Annotated in this window: 23 protein-coding genes; 10 read left to right on the top strand and 13 right to left on the bottom strand. The window is 64.6% G+C overall.

Annotated features, from left to right (window positions below; translation table 11 throughout):
- From BM222_RS33525 to BM222_RS33515, 3 genes are all read left to right on the top strand, one after another.
- Positions 1–575 (top strand): MBL fold metallo-hydrolase (locus BM222_RS33525; protein ID WP_143106140.1); only part of this gene is annotated, 575 nt, incomplete at its 5' end.
- Positions 576–777: 202 nt separating this feature from the next.
- Positions 778–2,007: a 5-aminolevulinate synthase gene (gene hemA, locus BM222_RS33520; protein ID WP_092238276.1), complete on the top strand. Its 1,230-nt coding sequence runs from the start codon at positions 778–780 to the stop codon at positions 2,005–2,007.
- A gap of 396 nt (positions 2,008–2,403) precedes the next feature.
- A complete protein-coding gene (locus tag BM222_RS33515; protein WP_092238273.1) occupies positions 2,404–5,913 on the top strand; it encodes a PAS domain-containing hybrid sensor histidine kinase/response regulator in 3,510 nt (1,169 codons plus the stop codon).
- Between the two features lie 4 nt (positions 5,914–5,917).
- On the opposite strand, the gene BM222_RS33510 is transcribed toward BM222_RS33515, so the two are convergent.
- Both BM222_RS33510 and BM222_RS33505 read right to left on the bottom strand, forming a co-directional pair.
- On the bottom strand, positions 5,918–6,946 hold the full coding sequence (locus tag BM222_RS33510) for an alpha/beta fold hydrolase (protein WP_092238270.1): 1,029 nt from the start codon (positions 6,944–6,946) through the stop codon (positions 5,918–5,920).
- Between the two features lie 345 nt (positions 6,947–7,291).
- The gene (locus tag BM222_RS33505; RefSeq protein ID WP_092238285.1) at positions 7,292–7,963 is read right to left on the bottom strand and encodes a response regulator; all 672 of its coding nucleotides are present in this window, start codon (positions 7,961–7,963) and stop codon (positions 7,292–7,294) included.
- 305 nt (positions 7,964–8,268) lie between these two features.
- Between BM222_RS33505 and BM222_RS33500 the strand changes: the two genes are divergently transcribed.
- Positions 8,269–9,972, top strand: coding sequence for an MFS transporter (locus tag BM222_RS33500; RefSeq protein WP_092238267.1), 1,704 nt, complete (start codon positions 8,269–8,271; stop codon positions 9,970–9,972).
- A gap of 66 nt (positions 9,973–10,038) precedes the next feature.
- Here the strand turns inward: BM222_RS33500 and BM222_RS33495 are convergent, their stop codons facing one another.
- The gene (locus tag BM222_RS33495; protein ID WP_092238264.1) at positions 10,039–10,512 is read right to left on the bottom strand and encodes a secondary thiamine-phosphate synthase enzyme YjbQ; all 474 of its coding nucleotides are present in this window, start codon (positions 10,510–10,512) and stop codon (positions 10,039–10,041) included.
- An 18-nt stretch (positions 10,513–10,530) separates the two neighbouring features.
- Complete coding sequence (locus BM222_RS33490) at positions 10,531–11,061, bottom strand: hypothetical protein (protein WP_177243613.1); 531 nt, start codon at positions 11,059–11,061, stop codon at positions 10,531–10,533.
- A 285-nt stretch (positions 11,062–11,346) separates the two neighbouring features.
- On the opposite strand from BM222_RS33490, the gene BM222_RS33485 reads away from it, so the two are divergent.
- The 5 genes from BM222_RS33485 to BM222_RS33465 all read left to right on the top strand — a co-directional run bounded on the left by BM222_RS33485 (position 11,347) and on the right by BM222_RS33465 (position 13,982).
- Positions 11,347–11,721, top strand: coding sequence for an AtpZ/AtpI family protein (locus BM222_RS33485; RefSeq protein ID WP_092238258.1), 375 nt, complete (start codon positions 11,347–11,349; stop codon positions 11,719–11,721).
- Between the two features lie 112 nt (positions 11,722–11,833).
- Positions 11,834–12,583: a F0F1 ATP synthase subunit A gene (locus BM222_RS33480; RefSeq protein WP_092238255.1), complete on the top strand. Its 750-nt coding sequence runs from the start codon at positions 11,834–11,836 to the stop codon at positions 12,581–12,583.
- Between the two features lie 52 nt (positions 12,584–12,635).
- Complete coding sequence (locus tag BM222_RS33475) at positions 12,636–12,863, top strand: F0F1 ATP synthase subunit C (RefSeq protein ID WP_092238250.1); 228 nt, start codon at positions 12,636–12,638, stop codon at positions 12,861–12,863.
- A gap of 61 nt (positions 12,864–12,924) precedes the next feature.
- Complete coding sequence (locus BM222_RS33470) at positions 12,925–13,491, top strand: F0F1 ATP synthase subunit B (RefSeq protein ID WP_092238247.1); 567 nt, start codon at positions 12,925–12,927, stop codon at positions 13,489–13,491.
- Between the two features lie 5 nt (positions 13,492–13,496).
- Complete coding sequence (locus BM222_RS33465; RefSeq protein ID WP_092238244.1) at positions 13,497–13,982, top strand: F0F1 ATP synthase subunit B family protein; 486 nt, start codon at positions 13,497–13,499, stop codon at positions 13,980–13,982.
- Positions 13,983–14,189: 207 nt separating this feature from the next.
- Here the strand turns inward: BM222_RS33465 and BM222_RS33455 are convergent, their stop codons facing one another.
- The 5 genes from BM222_RS33455 to BM222_RS33435 all read right to left on the bottom strand — a co-directional run bounded on the left by BM222_RS33455 (position 14,190) and on the right by BM222_RS33435 (position 19,470).
- On the bottom strand, positions 14,190–14,834 hold the full coding sequence (locus BM222_RS33455; RefSeq protein ID WP_092238238.1) for a hypothetical protein: 645 nt from the start codon (positions 14,832–14,834) through the stop codon (positions 14,190–14,192).
- A gap of 131 nt (positions 14,835–14,965) precedes the next feature.
- The gene (locus BM222_RS33450) at positions 14,966–15,553 is read right to left on the bottom strand and encodes a GNAT family N-acetyltransferase (protein WP_092238235.1); all 588 of its coding nucleotides are present in this window, start codon (positions 15,551–15,553) and stop codon (positions 14,966–14,968) included.
- Between the two features lie 36 nt (positions 15,554–15,589).
- Positions 15,590–16,879, bottom strand: coding sequence for a M16 family metallopeptidase (locus BM222_RS33445; RefSeq protein ID WP_092238232.1), 1,290 nt, complete (start codon positions 16,877–16,879; stop codon positions 15,590–15,592).
- On the bottom strand, positions 16,876–18,294 hold the full coding sequence (gene thrC, locus BM222_RS33440) for a threonine synthase (protein ID WP_177243612.1): 1,419 nt from the start codon (positions 18,292–18,294) through the stop codon (positions 16,876–16,878). The genes BM222_RS33445 and thrC overlap by 4 nt, the downstream gene beginning before the upstream one ends.
- A gap of 531 nt (positions 18,295–18,825) precedes the next feature.
- Positions 18,826–19,470: a response regulator transcription factor gene (locus tag BM222_RS33435; protein ID WP_092238226.1), complete on the bottom strand. Its 645-nt coding sequence runs from the start codon at positions 19,468–19,470 to the stop codon at positions 18,826–18,828.
- A gap of 86 nt (positions 19,471–19,556) precedes the next feature.
- Between BM222_RS33435 and BM222_RS33430 the strand changes: the two genes are divergently transcribed.
- Complete coding sequence (locus tag BM222_RS33430) at positions 19,557–20,894, top strand: histidine kinase (RefSeq protein WP_092238223.1); 1,338 nt, start codon at positions 19,557–19,559, stop codon at positions 20,892–20,894.
- On the opposite strand, the gene BM222_RS33425 is transcribed toward BM222_RS33430, so the two are convergent.
- From BM222_RS33425 to BM222_RS33410, 4 genes are all read right to left on the bottom strand, one after another.
- Positions 20,891–21,256, bottom strand: coding sequence for a nuclear transport factor 2 family protein (locus tag BM222_RS33425; RefSeq protein ID WP_092238221.1), 366 nt, complete (start codon positions 21,254–21,256; stop codon positions 20,891–20,893). The two genes, BM222_RS33430 and BM222_RS33425, sit on opposite strands and share 4 nt — an antisense overlap.
- A gap of 111 nt (positions 21,257–21,367) precedes the next feature.
- Positions 21,368–22,132: an SURF1 family protein gene (locus BM222_RS33420; RefSeq protein ID WP_092238219.1), complete on the bottom strand. Its 765-nt coding sequence runs from the start codon at positions 22,130–22,132 to the stop codon at positions 21,368–21,370.
- Positions 22,129–22,542, bottom strand: a complete 414-nt coding sequence (locus BM222_RS33415) for a DUF983 domain-containing protein (protein WP_092238216.1) — start codon at positions 22,540–22,542, stop codon at positions 22,129–22,131. The genes BM222_RS33420 and BM222_RS33415 overlap by 4 nt, the downstream gene beginning before the upstream one ends.
- Before the next feature lie 97 nt (positions 22,543–22,639).
- Positions 22,640–23,536 (bottom strand): cytochrome c oxidase subunit 3, encoded by an 897-nt coding sequence (locus tag BM222_RS33410; protein WP_092238211.1) that lies wholly within the window; start codon positions 23,534–23,536, stop codon positions 22,640–22,642.
- Between the last annotated feature and the right edge of the window lie 35 nt (positions 23,537–23,571).

Below are 23,571 nucleotides of genomic sequence, written 5' to 3'. Positions count from 1 at the left end.
AGGATTATCTCAAACGCGTCTCGGTGCTGCCGCCGTCCTACCGCCGTATCTCGCATGGCGACGAGGTCGTGATCGGCGCGCGCCGCTTCAAGGTGATCACCGGTGGCGGGCATGCGCTCGACCAGGTGATGCTGTACTGCGCAGACGACAAGCTGTTTCTCTCCGCCGACCAGGTGTTGAGCAAGATCTCGCCGAATGTCAGCGTGTGGGCGGTCGAGCCCGACCAGAACTCGCTCGGCGAATATCTGGCCTCACTCGCGAGCCTCACCACCACCCTGCCCTATGACCTCCTGGTGCTGCCGGGTCACGGCGTGCCGTTTTACGGGCTGAAGACCCGCATCAAGCAGCTCGCCGATCACCACGAGGAGCGCTGCCGCCTGATCGCGGAAGCCTGCCGCGAGGTGCCGCAGACGTCGCGCGCATTGGTGCCTGTCGTGTTCAACAAGCACGTGCTCGACGAGCACCAGATGGGCTTTGCCGCCGGCGAGCTCGTCGCTCACGTCAACTACATGATCGTCGAGGGCCGGCTGACCGCCGAGACCAAGGACGGCGTGCTGCAGTTCAGGACGACGTGAGGGCGTCCAGCCCTTCGACCGATGGTGCAGGGCAGCATTATGTCCCGCGCGAGCTTGATCGGGATCAAGTTGGGTCGCGCCGGATAGGGCATTTTGCCCAAATGCCCCTCACGGCCAGATATGGGATAGCGCATGGACATGAGAGCTGGAAAAGCTCTAAACAGATGCGCCCTTTTGGTCAGTTCCGTCTCAGGTTGCACCGATGGATTACGCCGAGTTCTTCAATTCCGCCCTTGATCGCCTCCACAACGAGCGCCGCTATCGCGTGTTCGCCGATCTGGAGCGCACGGCCGGCCGGTTCCCGCATGCAGTCTGGCACTCGCCCAAGGGCAAGCGCGACGTCGTGATCTGGTGCTCCAACGATTATCTCGGCATGGGCCAGCACCCGAAGGTGGTCGGCGCCATGGTCGAAACCGCGACCCGCGTCGGCACCGGCGCAGGGGGAACCCGCAACATCGCCGGCACGCATCATCCGCTGGTGCAGCTCGAGGCCGAGCTCGCCGACCTCCACGGCAAGGAAGCCGCGCTGCTGTTCACGTCCGGTTACGTCTCGAACCAGACCGGCATCGCGACCATCGCCAAGCTCATTCCGAACTGCCTGATCCTGTCGGACGAGCTCAACCATAATTCGATGATCGAAGGCATCCGCCAGTCCGGCTGCGAGCGGCAGGTGTTCCGCCACAACGATCTCGCCGATCTCGAAGCGCTGCTGAAGGCTGCGGGCCCGAACCGTCCCAAGCTGATCGCCTGCGAGAGCCTCTATTCCATGGACGGCGACGTCGCGCCGCTCGCCAGGATCTGCGATCTCGCCGAGACGTACAACGCGATGACCTATGTGGACGAGGTCCACGCCGTCGGCATGTACGGCCCGCGCGGCGGCGGCATTGCCGAGCGTGACGGTGTGATGCATCGCATCGACATTCTCGAAGGCACGCTGGCGAAAGCGTTCGGCTGCCTCGGCGGCTACATCGCCGGCAACGGCCATATCATCGACGCCGTGCGCTCCTATGCGCCCGGCTTCATCTTCACCACCGCGCTGCCGCCGGCGATCTGCTCGGCCGCGACCGCCGCGATCAAGCATCTGAAGACCTCGAGCTGGGAGCGCGAGCGCCACCAGGACCGCGCCGCGCGCGTCAAGGCGATCCTCAATGCCGCAGGTCTCCCGGTGATGTCGAACGACACGCACATCGTGCCGCTGTTCGTCGGCGATCCCGAGAAGTGCAAGCAGGCCTCGGATATCCTGCTCGAGGACCACGGCATCTACATCCAGCCGATCAACTATCCGACCGTCGCCAAGGGCACCGAGCGCCTGCGCATCACGCCCTCGCCCTATCACGACGACGGCCTGATCGATCAGCTCGCCGAAGCGCTGCTGCAGGTGTGGGAGCGGCTGGAGCTGCCGCTGAACGAGAAATCGCTGGCCGCGGAGTAGGCTCTCGCCTCTTCGCGCCTAACTCTCACCGTCCCCGGCGCTACCCCCCTCCCCGACCCTCCCCCACAAGGGGGGAGGGAGCGATACAGGCGTGCCCGCCTCGCTGCAATCGGGTGCAACTGCTGAACAGCAACTGCTGAACACGAACCTGGTCTCACATTCGCTGCAACGAGCGCCCCTCTCTCCGTTCCCTCCCCCCTTGTGGGGGAGGGTCAGGGAGGGGGGCCCACACGGGAGCTCTCTCGATGAGCTTCAAGCGCACGCACGCACCTTAACGACACCCCCAGTTCCGCCCCTGGCGCGGCATTTCGCTGTCGCCTCGACCCTGCCAACGCGCTAGATTTGCAGGGAAAACGAGATCGGGCGCCTTTGCGCCCAGGGAGAAGCACGCTCGCCATGCTGCACGACTGGGGCGTGATCGCAGCCGCCTTCGGCTATATCGGGTTCCTGTTCCTGGTGGCGAGCCACGGTGATCGCCGCTCGCAGGCCGGGCCCGGCCGCGCGTCCGGGATGATCTACCCGCTGTCGCTGGCGATCTACTGCACGTCCTGGACCTTCTTCGGCTCGGTGGGCTTTGCCACCCGCACCTCGACCGACTTCCTCGCGATCTATGTCGGTCCGATTCTGATGATCGGGCTCGGCGCCGGCGTGCTCCGCCGCGTGATCCAGCTTGCCAAAGCCCACAACATCACCTCGATCGCGGACTTCATCGGTGCGCGTTACGGCAAGAGCCAGGCCGTGGCGGCAACCGTCGCGCTGATCGCCATCATCGGCTCGGTGCCCTACATCGCGCTCCAGCTCAAGGCGGTGGCCTCCTCGCTCGAAGTCATCCTTAGCGAGGACCAGGCGTTCTCCCACATCCCGATCCTCGGCGACATGGCGCTGATGGTGACGCTGACGATGGCGGCCTTCGCGGTGCTGTTCGGCACGCGGCAGACCGACGCGACCGAGCATCAGCACGGCCTGATGCTCGCGGTCGCGACCGAATCCATCATCAAGCTGGTCGCCTTCCTCACCGCCGGCATCTTCGTCACCTTCTGGATGTTTTCGCCGCACGAACTGATCGAGCGCGCGATGAAGACCCCGGAAGCCGTGCGCGCCATCGACTATTCGCCGTCGATCGGCAATTTCCTGACCATGACGCTGCTGTCGCTGTGCGCGATCATGCTGCTGCCGCGCCAGTTTCACGTCAGCGTCGTGGAGAATTCCTCGGATGCCGAGGTCAGCCGCGCGCGCTGGCTGTTTCCGCTCTATCTCGTCGCCATCAATGTGTTCGTGATCCCGATCGCGCTCGCCGGCCTCGTCACCTTCCCGTTCGGCGCTGTCGACCCTGACATGTACGTCCTGGCCCTGCCGATGGAGGGCGGTGCGGGACTTCTCAGCGTCGCCGTCTTCGTCGGCGGCCTCTCGGCGGCGACCGCGATGGTGATCGTGGAATGCGTCGCGCTCTCCATCATGGTCTCCAACGACCTCGTGGTGCCGCTGGTGCTGCAGCGACGGCCCGAGGGACGCGCAGGCGCCACCGGCTTCGGCGACTTCCTGCTGCGCTCGCGGCGGCTCGCCATCTTCGCCATCATGGTGATGGCCTATTTCTACTATCGCGCGCTCGGCAATGCCCAGCTGGCGGCCATCGGCCTCCTGTCCTTTGCAGCCATCGCGCAGCTCGCGCCTGCCTTCTTCGGCGGCCTGTTGTGGCGGCGCGCGACCGCGCGCGGCGCCATCGGCGGCATGCTGGTCGGCTTCGCGGTGTGGCTCTACACGCTGTTCATCCCGAGCTTCATGGACACCTCGACATCCGGCATCCTGCTGCTCCAGCATGGGCCGTTCGGCATCGAGGCGCTGCGGCCGCAGGCGCTGTTCGGCGCCGACCTGTCGCCATTGATGCATGGCGTCGTCTGGTCTCTGTCGCTCAACATCCTCACTTACGTGCTGCTGTCGCTGGCACGTCAACCCTCGTCGATCGAGCTGGTGCAGGCCGATCTGTTCGTCCCGAACACGCTCGCCCCGATCGCTCCGAACTTCCGCCGCTGGCGCACCACCGTGACGGTGCAGGATATCCAGAGCACCGTCGCGCAATATCTCGGGCCCGATCGCGCCCGGCAGTCGTTCGAGGCGTTCTCGGCGCGGCGCAATATGCGGCTCGAGGCCGGAGCACCCGCCGACTTCGAGCTGCTGCAGCATGCCGAGCACCTGATCGCCTCCTCGATCGGGGCCGCGTCCTCGCGCCTCGTGATGTCGCTGCTGCTGCGCAAGCGCACGGTATCAGCGAAAGCCGCGCTGAAGTTGCTCGACGATTCCCACGCAGCGCTGCATTTCAACCGCGAGATCCTGCAGACCGCGCTCAACCATGTGCGCCAGGGCATCGCGGTGTTCGATGCCGATTTGCAGCTGATCTGCTCGAACAGGCAGTTCGGCGACCTCCTCAACGTGCCACCGCATTTCATCCAGTTCGGCACGCCCTTGCGCGAAATCCTGGAATTCATGGGCGTGAGCGATCCCCCCGCCCAGGGTGACCGCGAAGCGATGATCGAGCAGCGGCTCGTGGCCTACACCACCGACAGCGAGCCCTATCTGGAGCGCCTGCCGGAACGCCACATGGTCATCGAGGTGCTCACCAATCGCATGCCCGGCGGCGGCTTCGTCATCACCTTCACCGACGTCACGCCGACCTTCGAGGCGGCGGAAGCGCTGGAGCGCGCCAATGCGACGCTGGAAAAGCGTGTGCGCGACCGCACCGAGGAGCTGACGCGACTGAACTCGGAGCTTGCGCAAGCCAAGAGCGCCGCCGAGGACGCCAGCATCTCCAAGACGCGCTTCCTCGCGGCCGCCAGCCACGACATTCTTCAACCGCTGAACGCGGCGCGGCTCTATGTCACGAGCCTGGTCGAGCGCCAGCACGATGGCGAGGAGACCCGGCTGGTCGAGAACATCGACGAATCGCTGCAAGCCATCGAGGAGATCCTCGGCGCGCTGCTCGACATCTCCAGGCTCGACGCCGGCGCGATGACGACCTCGATCTCGAGCTTCAAGATGGCCGATCTAATGCGCTCGCTGGAGATCGAGTTCGCGCCGATCGCACGCGCCAAGGGCCTCGGGCTCACCTTCGTGCCCTGCTCGCTGCCGGTCGAGTCGGACCGCTTGCTGTTGCGGCGGCTGTTGCAGAACCTGATCTCGAACGCGATCAAATACACCCCGCGCGGCCGCGTGCTGGTCGGCTGCCGGCGCCATGGCGCCTCGCTCAAGATCTGCGTCTACGATACCGGCGTCGGCATTCCCGCGGTCAAACGCGGTGAGATCTTCAAGGAATTCCACCGCCTCGAGCAAGGTGCGCGGATCGCGCGCGGGCTGGGGCTGGGACTCTCGATCGTCGAACGGCTGGCGCGCGTGCTCAACCACGGCATCGCCATCGACGCCAATGCAAGCGGCGGCTCGTTGTTCACCGTGATCGTGCCGACGGCCAAGGCCGTGACGCTGACGGCGGCGTTAACAAGCGCAACGCCGCTGGCGCGCGCGCCGATATCTGGCGCTCTGATCGTCTGCATCGAGAACGACGCGGCGATCCTCGACGGCATGCGGACGCTGTTGAAGGCCTGGCACGCCGAGGTGATCGCGGTCGCGGATCCCGAAGGCGCGATATCGGCGATCCAGGCCGCCGGCAAGCGCGTCACCGGACTGCTCGTCGACTATCACCTCGACCGCGGCAACGGCATCGCCGCCATCCGCGAGATCCGGCGCCGCTTCGGCGACGGCATCCCCGCGATCCTGATCACTGCCGATCGCAGCCCCGCCGTGCAGATGGCTGCGCGCGACGAGAAGATCGCGGTGCTCAACAAGCCGGTGAAGCCGGCTTCGCTGCGTGCCCTGCTCGGGCAGTGGCGCACGCAGCAGATGGTCGCGGCGGAGTAACGGCTCAGGCGCTGCCGTCGGCATCGATGACGGCCTTGGCAAAGGCCTGCGGTGCTTCCTGCGGAAGATTGTGGCCGATGCCGCCCGTGATCAGGCGATGATCGTAACGGCCCGAAAACTTCTTGGCGTAGGCGCCGGGATCGGGATGCGGCGCGCCGTTGGCGTCGCCTTCCATCGTGATCGCAGGCACGCTGATGATGGGAGCCGCCGCGAGCTTGTTTTCAATCTCCTCGTACTTCGTCTCGCCCTTCTCGAGCCCGAGCCGCCAGCGATAATTGTGGATCGAGATCGCCACGTGATCCTTGTTCTCGAACGCCTTGGCGCTGCGATCGAAGGTGGCGTCGTCGAACTTCCACTGGGGCGAGGCCAGCTTCCAGATCAGCTTTGCGAAGTCATGCGTGTACTTCTCGTAGCCGGCGCGGCCGCGCTCGGTCGCAAAATAAAACTGGTACCACCATTGCAGTTCGGCCGAAGGGGGCAACGGCGCGCTCCCCGATGCCTGGCTGGAGATCAGATAGCCGCTGACAGAGACCAGCGCGCGGCAGCGCTCCGGCCACAGCGCCGCGATGATATCGGCGGTCCGCGCGCCCCAGTCGAAGCCCGCGATGACAGCCTTCCTGATGTCGAGCGCATCCATCAGGGCGATGATGTCGACGGCCAGCGCGGCAGGCTCGCCGTTGCGCGGCGTCTCGCTGGAGAGGAAGTGCGTCGACCCATAGCCACGCAAATAGGGGACGATGACGCGATAGCCGGCCTGCGCCAGGATCGGCGCGACGTCGACGAAGCTGTGAATGTCGTAAGGCCAGCCGTGCAGCAGGATCGCCACCGGACCGGTCGATGGACCGGCTTCGGCGTAGCCGATGTCGAGCACACCCGCATTGATCTGCTTGATCGCGCCGAAGGAAGCCGTTGCCGAAGACGGCGCGGCTGCCGTTTCGGCGCGCGCGAGGTCGATCACGCCAAGACCGACGGCAGCGCTGCCGGCTGCGATGCCGAGGAAGCGGCGGCGATGCGGGTCGATGATCTGTGTCATGGTCTTGGTCCTTTGAAAGTTACCGAGTTCGCGGCCCGATGTTCAGTTTGGCTCATGATTGCCTCGCTGCAATGACGCAACTGACCATCAGTGTGCCTCGCAGGACGCATGTCCATTGTTTGCAAGAATCTGCAACGAAGCTTGCTAGGGCTTCGCGAACCCGCGTCAACGCACTCACTTGTGAATTGGCAGGCTGCTGCCACTCCCCTGACGCAAGCAAGCTTCGCGCTGTCGCGGCGCATTCCGCCCGGATTTTCCTCTCGCTTCACGCCGCTCAGAACGAAAGGACGCAGGGAGGTCGGGTGCCGGCCGGCACTCACGGTCGGCTGTTCGCGAGCACGCGACCTACCCCGTCGGCGTGCCCTGTTTCCACTGGCCGCCGGAGATCTTGGCAGCGGCGATCACGGCCTGGGTCCGGCTTTCGACGCCGAGCTTTTGCAGGATGGCCGAGACGTGGGCCTTGATGGTCGCCTCGGAGACGCCGAGCTCATAGGCGATCTGCTTGTTCAGCAGTCCCTCCGACAGCATCATCAACACCCGCACCTGCTGCGGCGTCAGCGTCACCAGGCGGTCGCGCAGCTTGGCCATGTCGGGGTCGGAAGCGGCCGTCAGGTCGGTATCGGCGGGAACCCAGACGTCGCCCTCCATGACCTTGAGGATGGCATCACGCAGCGTCTCGACGCCGAAGCGCTTCGGGATGAAGCCGGAGGCGCCGAAATCCAGCGAACGGCGGATCGTGGCGCTGTCGTCGGAGGCCGAGACGATCACCACCGGAATCGCCGGATATTGCGCGCGCAGATAGATCAGCCCGGAAAAGCCGGAGATGCCGGGCATCGAGAGGTCGAGCAGGACCAGGTCTACGTCGGAGGCCTGTTCCAGCAGTTTCGTCAGGTCCTCGAACGACCCGGCCTCATCGATCTTCGCCGTGCTCAGGACCCCCGCCACCGCCTGCCGCAGCGCATCACGGAACAGCGGGTGATCGTCGGCAATGACGAGATGGGTTGAGGGAGCGTTCATCGTTCTCTTGCTGTCGTTCACGTCAGCGCCAGTAATCCGGACCGGAGCGATGGTCAATTCTTTCCCGGTCGGCCGTGGCATGCAAGGGCACATTATCCCTGCGCCGGAAAAGCGGTTAATCCGCAAAATCGTGCCGGCGCGCTGCACTATAACTCCGCGCCGTCAGTTGCGTGTCAGTGCGCAAGGCCAAAAGTCGTATTGGGGCGGGTTTCACGTCGATGTTACCTTGGGGCAAGACCTGGGTTGATCCGGCATGCCCGGACTGCCGGGACGCGAGGAAACGAATTTCGGGGAGCGCGCTCACAATGTCCACAATGGCTGCAACGTCGGCTCGATCGACCGGCATGACAAAGGATGAGCGGTTCGTCATCCTCGCGTCGTCGCTCGGCACCGTCTTCGAGTGGTACGACTTCTATCTCTACGGGTCGCTGGCCGGCATCGTCGGCACGCAGTTTTTCACCATCGCCGGTGCCGACGGCAAGCCGATGTTCGACCAGGCCACGCGTGACATCTTCGCGCTGCTGGCCTTTGCGGCGGGCTTCCTCGTTCGCCCGTTTGGCGCGATCGTGTTCGGGCGTATCGGCGACATCGTCGGCCGCAAATACACCTTTCTCGTCACCATCCTGATCATGGGTATGTCGACCTTCATCGTCGGCCTGCTGCCCGGCGCCGCGCAGATCGGCATCGCGGCCCCGATCATCCTGATCGGTCTGCGCCTGCTGCAGGGCCTCGCGCTCGGTGGTGAATATGGCGGCGCGGCAACCTACGTCGCCGAGCACTCACCGCCCGGCAAACGCGGCTACTACACCTCCTTCATCCAGACCACCGCGACGCTCGGCCTGTTCCTGTCGCTGCTCGTCATCCTGTTCACCCGCACCGCGACGGGCGAGCCCGGCTTTGCGGGCGCTCCAGGCGCTTATTGGGGCGGCTGGCGCATTCCGTTCCTGGTGTCGGTCTTCCTGCTCGGCATCTCCGTCTGGATCCGGATGCGCCTCAACGAGTCGCCGGTCTTCCAGAAGATGAAGGATGAAGGCAAGACGTCCAAGGCGCCGCTGACGGAAGCCTTCGCGAACTGGACCAACGCCAAGATCGTGATCCTCGCCCTGATCGGCCTCACGATGGGCCAGGCGGTGATCTGGTACACGGGCCAGTTCTACGCGTTGTTCTTCCTGCAATCGATCCTGAAGGTCGACGGCTACACCGCCAATCTCCTGATCGCCTGGTCGCTGTTGCTCGGTACCGGCTTCTTCCTCGTGTTCGGCGCGCTGTCCGACCGGATCGGCCGCAAGCCGATCATCCTGGCGGGCTGCCTGATCGGCGCACTGACCCTGTTCCCCATCTTCAAGATGATCTCGTCCAACGCCAACCCGGCGCTGGAAAAGGCCTACGAGACGGTCAAGGTGCAAGTGGTGGCGGATCCCGCAAGCTGCGGCGATCTCTTCAACCCGGTCGGCACCCGCGTCTTCACCGCGCCTTGCGACACGGCACGCGCCTTCCTCGCTCAATCGTCGGTGAAGTACACCACGGTTCCGGGACCGGCGGGCGCAGTAAAGATCCTCGTCAACGACAAGGAAGTGCCCTACACGGACGCCAAGACCTCGAATGCCGCGATCACCGCGGCGACGCAGGCGGCGGGCTATCCGAAGGCGGGTGACCCGGGCATCGTCAAGATGTCGAACCCCTTCGACATATTCCGTCCGCAAGTGTCGGCGCTGATCGGCCTGCTGTTCATCCTCGTGATCTACGTCACCATGGTGTACGGCCCGATTGCGGCCATGCTGGTCGAACTGTTCCCGACCCGCATCCGCTACACCTCGATGTCGCTGCCCTATCACATCGGCAACGGCTGGTTCGGGGGCCTCTTGCCCGCGACCGCCTTCGCGATCACCGCCTCGACCGGCGACATCTATTCCGGCCTGTGGTACCCGGTCGTGTTCGCAGCCATCACGGCCGTGGTCGGCTTCTTCTTCGTGCCCGAGACCAAGGACGTCGACATCACCAAGACCTGATCGCCTCGCCCGACACCGACAAGCGACCGGCCGCGGAACGATCCGCGGCCGGTCTGCTTTTGAGGCCTATTGATTGCTGCCGATGAATTGCAGCACGATTTCGCGGCGGTGCGGGCGCGCGCGATGCTCGACCAGATAGATCGCCTGCCAGGTGCCGAGCGCAAGCCTGCCGCCCAGCACCGGCACGTGCAACGACGTCTGCGTCAGCATCGTCTTGATATGCGCGGGCATGTCGTCGGGTCCTTCGGTGTCGTGTGTCCACGGCACGTCTTCCGGCGCGAGCCGAGCGAGCGCGGTGGTGAGATCGACGAGGACGGAGGGATCAGCATTCTCCTGGATCGTCAGTGATGCCGAGGTGTGGCGGATGAACAGCGTCAGCGCGCCATCGCGGGCGTGAGCCTCGACGATGAATCTCACGAGTTCGCTGGTGAGATCGGTGAAGCCGCGGCCCTTCGTCTGCACGGCGAGCTGCGACGAGACGATCGTCGTGGCCTGCACCGACGATGGCACCGAGCGTGTGATTGATCTGGCCGATGTCATGAAACATCTCGCGTCACGTCATATCTTCCCCGACACGTCCTTCTGCACGCGATTGGCCATGTCGATCAGCCGCCGCCAGGCCTTTTCCAGGAACGACATCGCGCGATCGAGGTCCTGGTCGCTCGGCAGCGGGATCTCGAGCTTGCGGTCGCCCTCGGCGGCCTTTGGTTCTCGTGCTTGCGGCTCGGCCTTCTTCAGGGAATCGGATTTCGGCAGCGCCTCGTCGATCTTGCCGGAGACGGTCGGCCCTGCTGCGAGCTGCCCCTTGAGCTTTTCGACCTCGGCCTGGAGACGGCCGATCTCGGTATCGAGCGCCGCGCGCTCGTCGGGCAGGGCGTAGCAGGCCCAGCCGGCATCATTCCTGGTGCAGGTCGAGACCGTGCCGGTGCGGGTGTCGAGCCGCAGCACGCCTTCCGGGATGGGCGTCATGCTGTACCGGCCGTTTTCGCCGTCGGGCGCCGATTGCGCGGCAGCCAGGGTGCCGCTGAAAGCCGAGACGACGACAACGGCCGCAAGCCTTGATGTTGTGGATGATTTCGCAGGTCTCATCGCGCTCTCCGCCACGCCGCGCAGGTGCCACATCAGAAGAATTCTACACCCCGGCGGGCGACGACGCATCGGCGGATCGCAGCAACAGCTGCTGCGGTGCGGCGTCACGCTGTGTGCAGCGCTGGCGTACAAGGAAATATCCTCAACGAAATCAGTAACATAAAGGATCACGACGCAATCGTGACTTGGCTTGACTTGATTATGTGCGGTCAGTATGGTCCGCGCGGCTTTTGAGGGTGGCGGGCGTAATTTCCATTCAACCGCGGCGTTTCGGGTCTTCGTGGCATGGCTCAGGACACGGGACACAACGGGGATGGAGATCGCGATAGATCGCCCGAGGAAGCTGCGCTTTCCGAACGGCTCGGAAGTCTTGATCAGCGGTTGTCCGAAATTCGCGGCCGCCACATCAAGACCGAGCAACCTGCAGGTGACGGTGAAGACGGAGCGGCCAGAGCCTCGGCGATGGCGCTTGGTTTCCGGTTATCCTCCGAGTTGATCGCCGGGGTCGTCGTCGGAGCGGGGATTGGCTGGGGTTTCGACCGCTTGCTGTCGACATCGCCTTTCGGATTTATCGTGTTCACGCTGCTGGGCTTCGTGGCCGGCGTGGTGAATGTGGTGAGAACCGCGGGCGCAGGTCAGAACAGGCGCGGTGGTTCTTGAGCGAATCCGGACAAGAGAGGAATTGATCGCGCCGGTTTCGCCGGTGCGGGCCGGCCCGGCCGGCAGACCGAGACACGCCGGCTAGCCCGGCAGACCAAGAGATGCCGCGCCGATGAAAATCGATCCGATCCACCAGTTCAACATCGAGCCGCTCTTCACGCTGGGCCATATCGGCAATCACACGATCGCCTTCACCAATTCATCGCTCTACATGCTGGTGGCGGTGGCGATCATCTCGATCCTGATGCTTGCGAGCGGCACGCAGCTCGTTCCGGGCCGCCTGCAGTCGGTCGCCGAGATTTCCTACGAGTTCGTCGCCTCCACCATCCGTTCGACCGCCGGCTCGGAAGGCATGAAGTTCTTCCCGCTGGTCTTCTCGATCTTCATGTTCCTCTGCGTGTCGAATCTCGTCGGCGTCATCCCCTATACCTTCACGATCGCGAGCCATCTGATCGTCACGGTGGCGCTGGCGCTGCTGGTCTTCTTCACGGTGCTGATCTACGGCGTCGCCAAGAACGGCCTGAAGTTCTTCAAGATTTTCATTCCTCACGGCGTCCCCGGCTACATCCTGCCGCTGGTGATGTTCATCGAGATCCTGTCGTTCTTCCTGCGGCCGGTCTCCCACAGCGTCCGTCTGTTCGCCAACATGCTGGCCGGCCACATCGCGCTGAAGGTGTTTGCGGGCTTCGTCGCCATGCTGGGCTTCTCGCTCGGCGCCATCGGGTGGGTCGGCGGCGTGCTGCCGCTGGCGCTCACGATCTCGCTGTACGCTCTCGAGATTCTGGTCGCGTTCCTGCAGGCCTATGTGTTTGCGATCCTGACCTGCATCTACCTCAACGACGCCATTCATCCGGGACACTAAGCGGTCCGGGGAATTTCCACCCAAACCCAATCTTTCTTCCAAGGAGTCTAAAATGGATCCGACAGCAGCAAAACTTATCGGCGCGGGCATCGCGTGCATCGGCATGGGCGGCGCTGGCGTCGGCGTGGGCGTGATCTTCGGTAACTACCTCGCCGCAGCCGTCCGCAACCCGTCGGCTGCTCAGGGCCAGTTCGGCAACCTGATCTTCGGCTTCGCCGTGACCGAAGCGCTCGGCATCTTCTCGCTGCTGATCGCGCTGCTTTTGCTGTTCGTTTTCTAAAGGACGACTTCTTCCGCGCCGCTTCATCAGGAGCGGCGCGTGACAGCAACAGGAGTACTCCATGGCCGAGAGTCATGGCGGAGCGAAAGCTCCGGCGACTGACGCCCACAGCGAAGCCGACGGCGGTCATCACGCCGGCGCGTTTCCGCCGTTCGAGAGCAGCACCTTTGCTTCGCAGCTGGTGTCGCTCGCGATCTTCTTCGTCTTGCTTTACGTGATCGTGTCCAAGCTCGCTCTGCCGAAGGTCGGCGGTGCGATCGAAGCGCGTCAGAACAAGATCGAGGGTGACCTCGCCGAGGCGCAGAAGCTGAAGGATCAGTCCGAGGCTGCGCTGAAGGCCTATGAGGGCGAGCTCGCTTCGGCGCGTTCGCGGGCACAGGCGATCGGCAACGAATCCCGCGACAAGGCGAATGCGCAGGCGGAAGCCGAGCGCAAGAGCCTGGAAGAGCAGCTGGCGGCCAAGCTCGCCGAGGCGGAAAAGACCATCGCCTCGACCCGTGCGACCGCCATGAGCAATGTCCGCGGCATCGCGGCCGATGCGGCAGGCACCATCGTGCAGCAGCTCACCGGCGTCGTTCCTGACACGGCGTCGGTCAATGCCGCCGTCGATGCGTCCTTGAAGGGTTAGTCGATATGTTCTTCGAACCTGAAACCTGGGTCGCCGTCGCCTTCCTGATCCTGATGGTCGTGTTCGCCTATCTCGGGGTCTTCAAGAAGGCGGTGGCTGCGCTCGACCATCGCGCCGACCGCATCAAGGCCGAGCTCGACGACGCGACGCGCCTGAGGCAGGAAGCCGCGAAGGTGCTCGCCGACTACAAGGCGCGCAGTGCCTCGGCCGAACGCGAGGCCGCCGACATCATCGCCAATGCCAGGTCCGAAGCCGAGCGCATCGCGACCGAGGCCAAGGCGAAGATGGAAGACTTCGTCGCCCGCCGCACCAAGACCGCAGAGAGCAAGATCGCACTGGCCGAAGCTCAGGCGCTGGCCGATGTCCGCGCCGCAGCCGCGGAAGCCGCCGTCCAGGCCGCCTCGACGATCCTGTCGCAGTCGGTCAAGGGTCAGGTCGCCGACGATCTGCTCGCCAAAGGCATCACCGAAGTTCGCCAGAAGCTGAACTGAGGGCGGACGCCTCACCCATCAAAAAGCCGGCGCGACGAGCGCCGGCTTTTTTGTTGGGCGGTCTGTAGGCAAAAATCCGGTGTCATGCCCCGCGAAGGCGGGGCATCCAGTACGCCGTGGCTTCTCGATAAATCACTGGCGTCTCTGGAATACTGGATTGCCCGCCTTCGCAGGCAACGACAGTCGAGCGTGTGGCGCGGCCTCGCCCTACTTCTTCCTCCGCGCCTTCGGCTCGGGCGCCAGCGCCTGGGGGTCGAAGCCGACATAGAAGATGTAGGAATCGGCGACCGCAGCCGAGGGCACCGGATACGACAGATCCTCCGCGACGAAGGTGAACGGCACGCTGCCACCTTCGGACATCGCGACGGTGGTCCGGTAGGCCTTCGAGGCGATCACCTTCTCGCCGACGCCGCCCTGGACCACGGCAACGCGCAGGGGCACCTCGACCGTGGCAGGCGCGCCGGCGGGGCCTGCGATGACGCGGCCCTGGATGCCGACCCGCGCAGTGATCTCGCCGCCGTTGCGGACACATTCGCGCGCCATCTTGGTGATCGAGGCCTGGAAGCGCACGTCGTTGCCGACGGCCGCCTTGCCCGTCGCCCCGACCCCATAGGTAGAGGCTCCCGAACGCACCGTGACCTGCGGGCAATCGAGATCGTCATCCGCGGCCGGCTGGCCCGGCGCAGGCGTCGGCTGGGCAGGCTCGTCGGATTTGCCCCCGAACAGGCTCTTGAAGCGGTCCGTCAGCGATTGCGCCGCGACCGGCGAGACCGTCGCCGATAACACCGACAGCGCCAGCGCGATCATCGGACCCCGCCGCAGCGCATTCCGCAATGATCGAAGCTCCTTCATGAACGCCAGTACTCCATCACAACATCCCGGCCTGTCGCCGGCTCGTGCGGGTTATATCGCCAAAATCGGCGATCCCAAGGCGAGAAATCCAGGTCGGAAAAGGGTGATCTCGGCGCGCAAGCAAGCGCGGCTCAGCCGCGGAAATCCTCATGCAGCAAGCCGTACAGGAGGTGGTCCTGCCACACCCCGTTGATGCAGAGATAGCGGCGGGCCAGCCCCTCGCGGGAGAAGCCGCACTTCTCCAGCACCCGGATCGACGGCGCGTTGGTGGGGATGCAGGCGGCCTCGACCCGATGCAAATTGATCTCGCCGAACAGCGTCGGCAACAGCACCCGGAGCGCCGCCGTCATGTAGCCGCGGTGGGCATGGGGCTGGCCGACCCAGTAGCCGATGGTACCGGCCTGGACGATGCCACGCCGGACATTGGCGAGCGTGATGCCGCCGACCATGGCGCCGTCGAGCTCGCGGAAAATCAGAAAGGGATAGGAACGATCCGAGGCGATATCCTCGGAATAGCGGCGCAGGCGGCGGCGGAAGCCGGACCGGGTCAGATCGTCCGACGGCCAGATCGGCTCCCACGGCGTCAAATAATCGCGGCTGGTCTCGCGCAAATGCGCCCATTGCAGAAAGTCCGACATCTGCGGCGCGCGCAGCAGCAACCCGTTGCCACGAGGCGCGAGAGCAGCAGGTCCACTGGATGGCAGACGAAAGAGGGCCATAGTGATGCTTCCCGGAGGCGGGTCGTACGCGGCTCCCTAGTGCAGCCGCGCCTTGGCACGCGCCTTGGTCAATCCTTCCGCAAAAGACACCGCCGTGTCCAGACCCCTGCCACTGCCCAATGCGACAACTGCAGGGCGGCTGCGCGAAAGCAGTGCCCGCGCCGCATCGCGGGTCGATTCGACGCTGACGGCATCGATCCGGGCCACCAGTTCCTGCACCGTTTGCGGCCGCCCATAGGCCAGCACGTGCCGGGCCAGTTGCTCGGCACGCGAGGAGCAGCTCTCCAGCGCCATCAGCAGACCCGCCTTCATCTGCGCCTTGGCGCGGGCGATCTCGGCCTCGGTCAGGGTCTCGACCGAATCATTCATGATGTCGACCACGACTTCCATCATTTCAGGCGCGTCGGCGGGATCGGTCCCGGTGTAGAGGCCGAAGAAACCGGTGTCGGTATAGGGCGCGTGGAAAGCGTAGATCGAGTAGCAGAGGCCGCGCTTCTCGCGCACCTCCTGGAACAGGCGCGACGACATTCCGCCGCCGAGGACGTTGGTGAACACCTGGAGCGAGAACAGCGACAGGTCGGTTTGGGGCACGCCTTCCAGCGCCAGCGTCAGATGCGCTTGCTCGAGCTCGCGATGCACCACCTTGGTGCCGCCCTGGCCGAATTTGGCGGCCTGCGGCTTCGGCCCTGGGGTCGCCTCGAAGCTTGCAAAGCGCTTCTCGACCTCGGCGACCACCTGCTTGTGATCGACGGCGCCAGCCGCCGCCACCACCATGTCGGGGCCACGGTAATGCGTCGAGAGATAATCGCGCAGCGAGTCCCGGTTGAAGCTTTTTAGCGTCTTGGCGGTGCCGAGCAGCGAGCGCCCCATCGGCTGGTCGGGATAGCAGAGCTCGTTGAGGTGCTCGAACACGACGTCATCAGGCGTGTCCTGGGCCGCGCCGATCTCTTGCACGATGACATTCTTCTCGCGCTCGAGCTCGTCGGGTTCGAAGGCCGGATTGGCGAGGATGTCGGCCAGCACGTCGAGCGCCAGCGGCACGTCGGCCTTCATCACCCGGGCATAATAGGACGTCGTCTCGGTCGAGGTGCCCGCGTTGAGGTCGCCGCCGACCGCCTCGATCTCCTCCACGATCTCGCGCGAGGAGCGCCCGGTGGTGCCCTTGAACGCCATATGTTCCAGGAGATGCGAGATGCCATGCTCGTTGGGCTTCTCGTCGCGGCCACCGACGCCGGCCCAGACGCCGAGCGCGGCGGTCTCGAGGTGAGGCATGTTGTCGGTGACGACGGTCAGGCCGGACGCAAGCTTGGAAATCTCGACGCTCATCCGGCAACTCCCTGCTTTGCGGCGCGGCTGACCGACAGCACGAACTGCTCGACTTCGCCCTGGTCGTTCTTCATCACCTTCATGTGCTCGGATCTGGTCATGAGACCGTCGAGCCAGGCCGGCAGCAGCGGCCGCTGACCGCACGCCGCATCCACGGCGTCGGGGAATTTGGCAGGATGCGCGGTCGAGAGCACGATGTTGGGGACGGTCGTGTCTGTGGTGTCGCGATCGGCGACCGCGAGCGCCACGGCGGTATGCGGATCGACAAGCTCGCCGGCCTCACGCCAGGCGGCGCGAATCGCAGCCGCTGTCTCGGTCTCATCGGCGCGGCCGGCGTCGAATTCTTCGCGGATCGCGGCGAGCGTCACATCCGGCAGCACGAAGCGGCCCGACTGCTTCAGCGAGTCCATCAGGCGGCGGACGCTCGCCGCATCGCGCTTGCTCGCCTCGAACAGCAGCCGCTCGAAATTCGAGGAGATCTGGATGTCCATCGAGGGCGATGCTGTGGCGTGCACCTCGCGCACCTCATAGATGCCGGTCTTGAGCGTGCGAGCGAGAATGTCGTTGACGTTGGCCGCAATCCGCAGCGTGCGCACGGGAAGGCCCATGCGCTTGGCGGCGTAGCCTGCAAAAATATCGCCGAAATTCCCTGTCGGCACGATGAAGTCCACCGCACGCGCCGGCGCGCCGAGGGCGACCGCCGAGGTGAAATAGTAGACCACTTGCGCGACGATGCGCGCCCAGTTGATGGAGTTGACCCCGGACAGCGACGTCGCATCGCGGAAGCGGTGGTTGTTGAACATCCCCTTCACGAGCGCCTGGCAGTCGTCGAAATTGCCCTCGATGGCGAGCGCATGCACGTTGGCCGCGCCCGTCGTCGTCATCATGCGCTGCTGGACCTCGGAGACACGGCCGTGCGGAAACAGCACGACGAGATCGACATTCTCCAGGCCCGAAAACGCATCGACCGCGGCCCCGCCGGTGTCGCCGGAGGTTGCGACCACGATGGTGGTGCGCTGGCCGCGCTCGGCGAGCACATGATCCATCAGCCGCGAGATCAGCTGCATCGCGACGTCCTTGAAGGCGAGCGTCGGACCGTGAAACAGCTCCAGCACGAATTGATGCGGCGACATCTGGCGCAGCGGCACCACGGCCGGATGTCGGAAGGTGGCATAGGCCTCGTTCGCCATGCGGCCGAGCTCGGCGTCGGAAATCTCGCCGCCGACGAAGGGACGGATGATTTCGACCGCGACTTGCCAATAAGGGCGGCCGAAGAAGCTTGCGATGGTCTCGGCCGACAATTGCGGCCAGGTCACCGGCACATAGAGGCCGCCGTCACGGGCGAGCCCGGTCAGCATCACGTCGCAGAAGCCAAGCTCAGGGGCCTCGCCCCGGGTCGAGATATAACGAGTCAAACTGCCCTCCAAAGGCTGGCCCGAGCCGAATTCTGGCCTTAAGCCTTTGATTTCACGATGTTCCTAGTTGTTCAGCCAGAGGCTTCCGGCACCATAGAGTGTTTTGCGGGGCCACACCATGCCCAAGGAAAAAGGGCTGCGGCGATGCCGCAGCCCTCGCTTGGAAGGTCTGTCGTTGATGTGTGCAGACCGGTTTTCGACGCTGGGGCGCCTGCCCCAAAATTGCTCGTTCGAGCTATCGTCAGCTGTCACGGAAACGTCAAGGACAAACAACGGTGCGCGACGGCAAATGTTCCTGTTTTTCCCGGTATGCCACAGCAAAGCCGATGATCAGGTCGCCCGGAGCCTCGCCCAATTTCCGCTTTTTCCTGATCTGCCGCGCTGGACCAGGAACAAACACTGCAACCGTCCATTGTGTCGGTGGAAGCGTACCCAGCCGCCGTCCACTCATTGCCCGAACGCGCGGCGGCATCGATCCGTCGGCCGAACCGGCTGCATCCTGCAGCAGCCGGTTCGGTCCCTGACCGTGTGTCAGTTCATCCCGATTTCCACCGCTATCCTGATCAGGTCGGAATGGTTCTTGGCCCCTAATTTCTGCTTGAGCAGGGAGGTGGTGTTGGCAACGGTCTTGTAGGAGATGCCGAGTGCCTCGGCGACCTCGACGATCTTGTTGCCGCGTCCAAGCAGGCGGAGAATCTCGAGCTCCCGCGGCGTCATCTGCGAGGCTGGATTGGCCTTGATCGCGGCGCCCGAGAACGTCACGGCCTCAGCGAGCTGCGGCGAAATGAAATGGTCGCCTGCGACCACCCTGCGGACCGCCTTGAGCAGGATCCGGGGATCGTCGCCCTTGGAGACATAGCCCTGCGCCCCGAGCTCGACCGCGCGCACCACGAAAGCCGGATCGTCGTTCATGCTGAACATGATGATCTTGGCATCCGGATCGTCCTTGCGGATCCGGCGCATCAGCTCGAAGCCGGAGACATCAGGCAGGTTGACGTCGATAACGGTCACGTCAGGACGCCTGCTGACAAAGGCCCGGTGGCCGGACTTGGCGTCGCTCGCCTCGTCGATCCGGATCGAATGGTCGGACGAAAACAGGGTGCGACAACCTGACAGCACCACGGGATGGTCGTCAACAATCAGGATCCGGGTCCCCGGCTTAGCGGTATCTTGCATCGCGCACTCTCTTGTTGTGGCACTCATAGACCGACGGGAACAGATGGAAAGAGAGAAATCCGCCAATGCACGTTAGAATTGACCTAATGTGGCAACGACTCTCCTTCAGAACCTGGCTGTTTCTTCCGCTCGGCCTCAGCTTTCTCGCCGCGCTGGCCATGGGCGGCGTGCTGTTGCAAGCGTTTGCGACAGGCCAGCTGGCCGACGAGACTGAACCCGGCCGACGTTCGGCGCGGGCCGTCGCTGTCGCGCTCAACAGCACTCTGAGGGCGTCAGACAATCCGCGGAGGATGCTCGACGCATTTGTCAGTTCCTTGGGCACGTCCTCCGATATCCAATTCCGTCCCTTACAAGCGGGTCCCCCGCCTTCGATGAAGGAGGGCCTGCACGAGGTGCATGGCGTTCCGCGATGGTTCGTGGACCTGATCGGCATCCCCGACATCGAGGCGGCGTCTCCGGTCCTCATCGATGACAAGCCCGTCGGCGACATCGTGTTCATGCCCAACCTGTCGGCCGACATGTTCGAAAAATGGATCGGCTTTGTGGCGCTGATGAGCATGATTGCCCTGCTGATGCTGCTGACCGGAACGATCGCCTATCTGTTTGCGACGTCGACGCTGGGGCCCCTGCAGAATCTCGGCGCAGGCCTGACCCGTATCCGGCGTGGCGATTATACGACGCCAATTCCGGTCGCGGGGCCGCCGGAAATCCGGCAAGCCTGCGAGGAGGCCAATGCGCTGGCAACGACGCTCGCGCAATTGAGCCAGGACAATCGCAATCTGCTGCACCGACTTGTGTCGGTCCAGGACGATGAGCGGCGCGATCTCGCGCGCGAGCTGCATGACGAGCTCGGACCGTTGTTGTTCAGCATCCGCGCGGGCACGATCGCATTGAGCGAAGGCTCGCCGCAAGCAGGACATCTCGGCAATTCCGCACAGGAGGTGTTGCGATCGATCGAGACACTGCAGTCGACCAATCGTCGTATTCTCGACCGGTTGCGGCCGCTCTACATCGCGGAATTGGGGCTCGAGGGCAGCGTGCAGACGCTCCTCGGCAACTTTCGCAGGCAGGCGCCGCATATCGGCCTCACCGCGACGATCGATCCGGGAATCAACGAGATCGACGGGCCGCTGGCCCAGACCATCTACCGCGTGATCCAGGAGGCCTTGACCAACGTGCTGCGCCACGCGGGAGCACGCAACGTCCATGTGGCGGCGGCGATATCGGGCGATGCGCTTGCGGTGGAGGTTTCCGACGACGGTGGCGGCTTTCCGGCCGACAATGTCTTTGGCCGCGGCCTGACCGGCATGCATGAACGTGTGCGCGCGCTCAGCGGATCGCTAGCACTTCTGCGCGCGGAAGAGCGAACCTACGTGCGCTGTAGCCTACCGCTCGGTGAAGCCCGCGACCCGGTATCCGGCTAGCACGCTGCGCAATCGTGCGATCCCTGCTGCGCCGGCTCGCACACCATGCTGTGGATTTTGCCTTCCGCACTGAAGCGAAACGAGGCGCGGACGCGCAGCGCGCCTGCGACCGAATATTCGAGATCGATGCCGTTCTGCGCAGGATGGATTTCCTCGAGGCCGAAGCCGACCGAGGAGAAGGCGCTGAGCTTAGGTCCCCAATACGTCTCGAGCTCGCGCCGGCCACGATAGAGATGCGTGCCGTTGCACATGCATTCCACCTCGCCGTCATCGGCATAGAGGTCAAGCAGCGTCGCGAGGGCGCCTTTCCGGCAGGCATCCACCCAATCGACAACGAGTCCCATCTGATCGAAATCGCGCAACGCCAGCAATCCTGTTTGCCGCGAGAACAAGGCGAGAGGCGGCTTAAGGCCACCCTCGTGAATATGTGCTGAATAATAAACCCCGGGCGTTTCCGGGTTCCTGCCGGGAACCTACGGCTTTGCGACGGTGTGCCGACGGCCCTTCAGCCAGACGCCGAATGCGATCAGCACAGCGCCGGCAAGCGAGAACCACGTGATGGCATATTGCAGATGATCGTCCTTCAGGTGCACATCGAGCGGCCCCGGACGCGGAATGCCGTTCTCGGGCACCGGCTGCTCGAGATCGACGTAGAACGGCGCCACCGCGCCCCAACCCAGCGCGCTTGCCATCGCCGGATGATCGCGCACGAACCACAGCCGCTTGTCCCGGTTCGCCGCCGGCGTGAGCCAGCTTGGTGCTTCGGGAAAACGCAGATAGCCGGTGAGCACGACGGGGGCGCCGGTGACGAGCTTCTTCACCGCGCGATCCTCGACGCTGCGATCCTGCATCGTGTTCTCGACGAAACCCGCATCGATCACGACCATCTCGCCGCTCGGCAGCCGCGCCGGCAGGAAGGCCCAGGTGCCGGGGGTGGATGCATCCTTGCGCACGGCGGAGCCGGAGGAATAGACCATCGCATCCGGCGTCGCTGCATAGGTTGCGGTGAAGCTGACACGGCGAAATTCGTCGCGCGCCGGCGTCAGCGTGGCCCATTGCGCAGGCAGCGGCAGCGCGACCGGCGGCTCCGCGAGGCGCTCGGTCAGCGCGGCGACCAGCTCGTGCTTGGCAGTGCGGCGCTGCAATTGCCAGGCTCCCAGCGCCACGAAGACCGCGGTCAGCAGGAGCGTGAACAGCGCGAAGCCGGCCACGCGGGGCGTGCGCGCAGTCTCGTTCATTTCGCGCGGTCGACCAGCCGGCCAGGTGCCGCCTTGTGGTGGAATTGCAGCGCGATCAGCAGCGATTTCATGGCGCGGAGCGGCAGGAGCGTCGTGGCGAGGATCAGCGGCAACCACAGCACGGCGTGCAGCCAGAACGGCGGCTGATATTTGACCTCGACGACGAGCGCGCAGCCGACCACGATCGCGCCGGCCAGCATGATGATGAAGATCGCCGGGCCGTCGCCGGCATCGATGAAGGCGTAGTCGAGACCGCAGCGGTCGCAGGACGGCGCCAGAGTCAGGAAGCCCGCATAGAGCTTGCCCTCGCCGCAGCGCGGGCATTTGCAGGCGAGCCCGCGCAGCGCGCTTTGCAGGACAGTTGGCTCGGCAGTTGGCTTTGGTTCAGGGGTGCCGGCAGTTTCGTTCATGACGCACACTTCTATCACAGTTTTGGCCGGGGCCTCTGGCCCTGGAAAGCGAAAGGGCGGCCCTGCGGCCGCCCTTTCCAGATCGATCCGTCGCGAGCTAGTGCGCGCCGTGGGCCATGGTCTCGGCACCGTGTCCCCAGACGTAGATGCACAGGAACAGGAACAGCCAGACCACGTCGACGAAGTGCCAATACCAGGCGGCGAATTCGAAGCCGAGGTGCTGCTTCGGCGTGAAGTGGCCGGCATAGGCGCGCGCCAGGCACACGATCAGGAAGATGGTGCCGACCAGCACGTGGAAGCCGTGGAAGCCGGTCGCCATGAAGAAGGTCCCGCCATAGACGTTGCCGGCGAACGAGAAAGCTGCGTGGCTGTACTCATAGGCCTGCACGCAGGTGAAGGTCGCCCCCAGCAGGATGGTGAGGATCAGGCCGTATTTCAGGCCCTGGCGATCATTCTCGAGCAGGGCGTGATGTGCCCAGGTGACCGTGGTGCCCGACGTGAGCAGGATCAGCGTGTTGAGCAGCGGCAGATGCCAGGGATCGAAGGTTTCGATGCCGTGAGGAGGCCAGGTGCCGGGCACCGAGCAGGCGCCGGGCGCGGTGCCGAGGCCGCAGCCGAACACGGCATCACGGGTGGCATGGACGGCATCGGCCGGGAACAGCGCCGCGTTGAAATAGGCCCAGAACCAGGCGACGAAGAACATCACCTCGGAGGCGATGAACAGGATCATGCCATAGCGGTGATGCAGCTGCACGACGCGGGTGTGATCGCCCTTGTATTGGGCTTCCTTGATCACGTCGCCCCACCAGCTCGCCATGGTGTAGAGCACGCCGACGGTGCCGACACCGAACACGATCGGCGCGGCCGCGTACATGTGGTGCATCCAGGAGATCGCACCGAGCGCCATGATGAAGGCCGAGACGGAGCCGACCGCCGGCCACGGAGAGGGATCGACCAGATGGTAGTCGTGATGCTTGCCTTGCGCGGTAGCCATTGCGGTCTGTCTCCTCAATCCCGTGCCTGTCAGGC

This window comes from Bradyrhizobium sp. Gha (assembly GCF_900113735.1).
Classification (GTDB): domain Bacteria; phylum Pseudomonadota; class Alphaproteobacteria; order Rhizobiales; family Xanthobacteraceae; genus Bradyrhizobium.
Note: the sequence above shows the minus strand (reverse complement) of the source record. Positions and strands in the feature narration are given on the sequence as shown.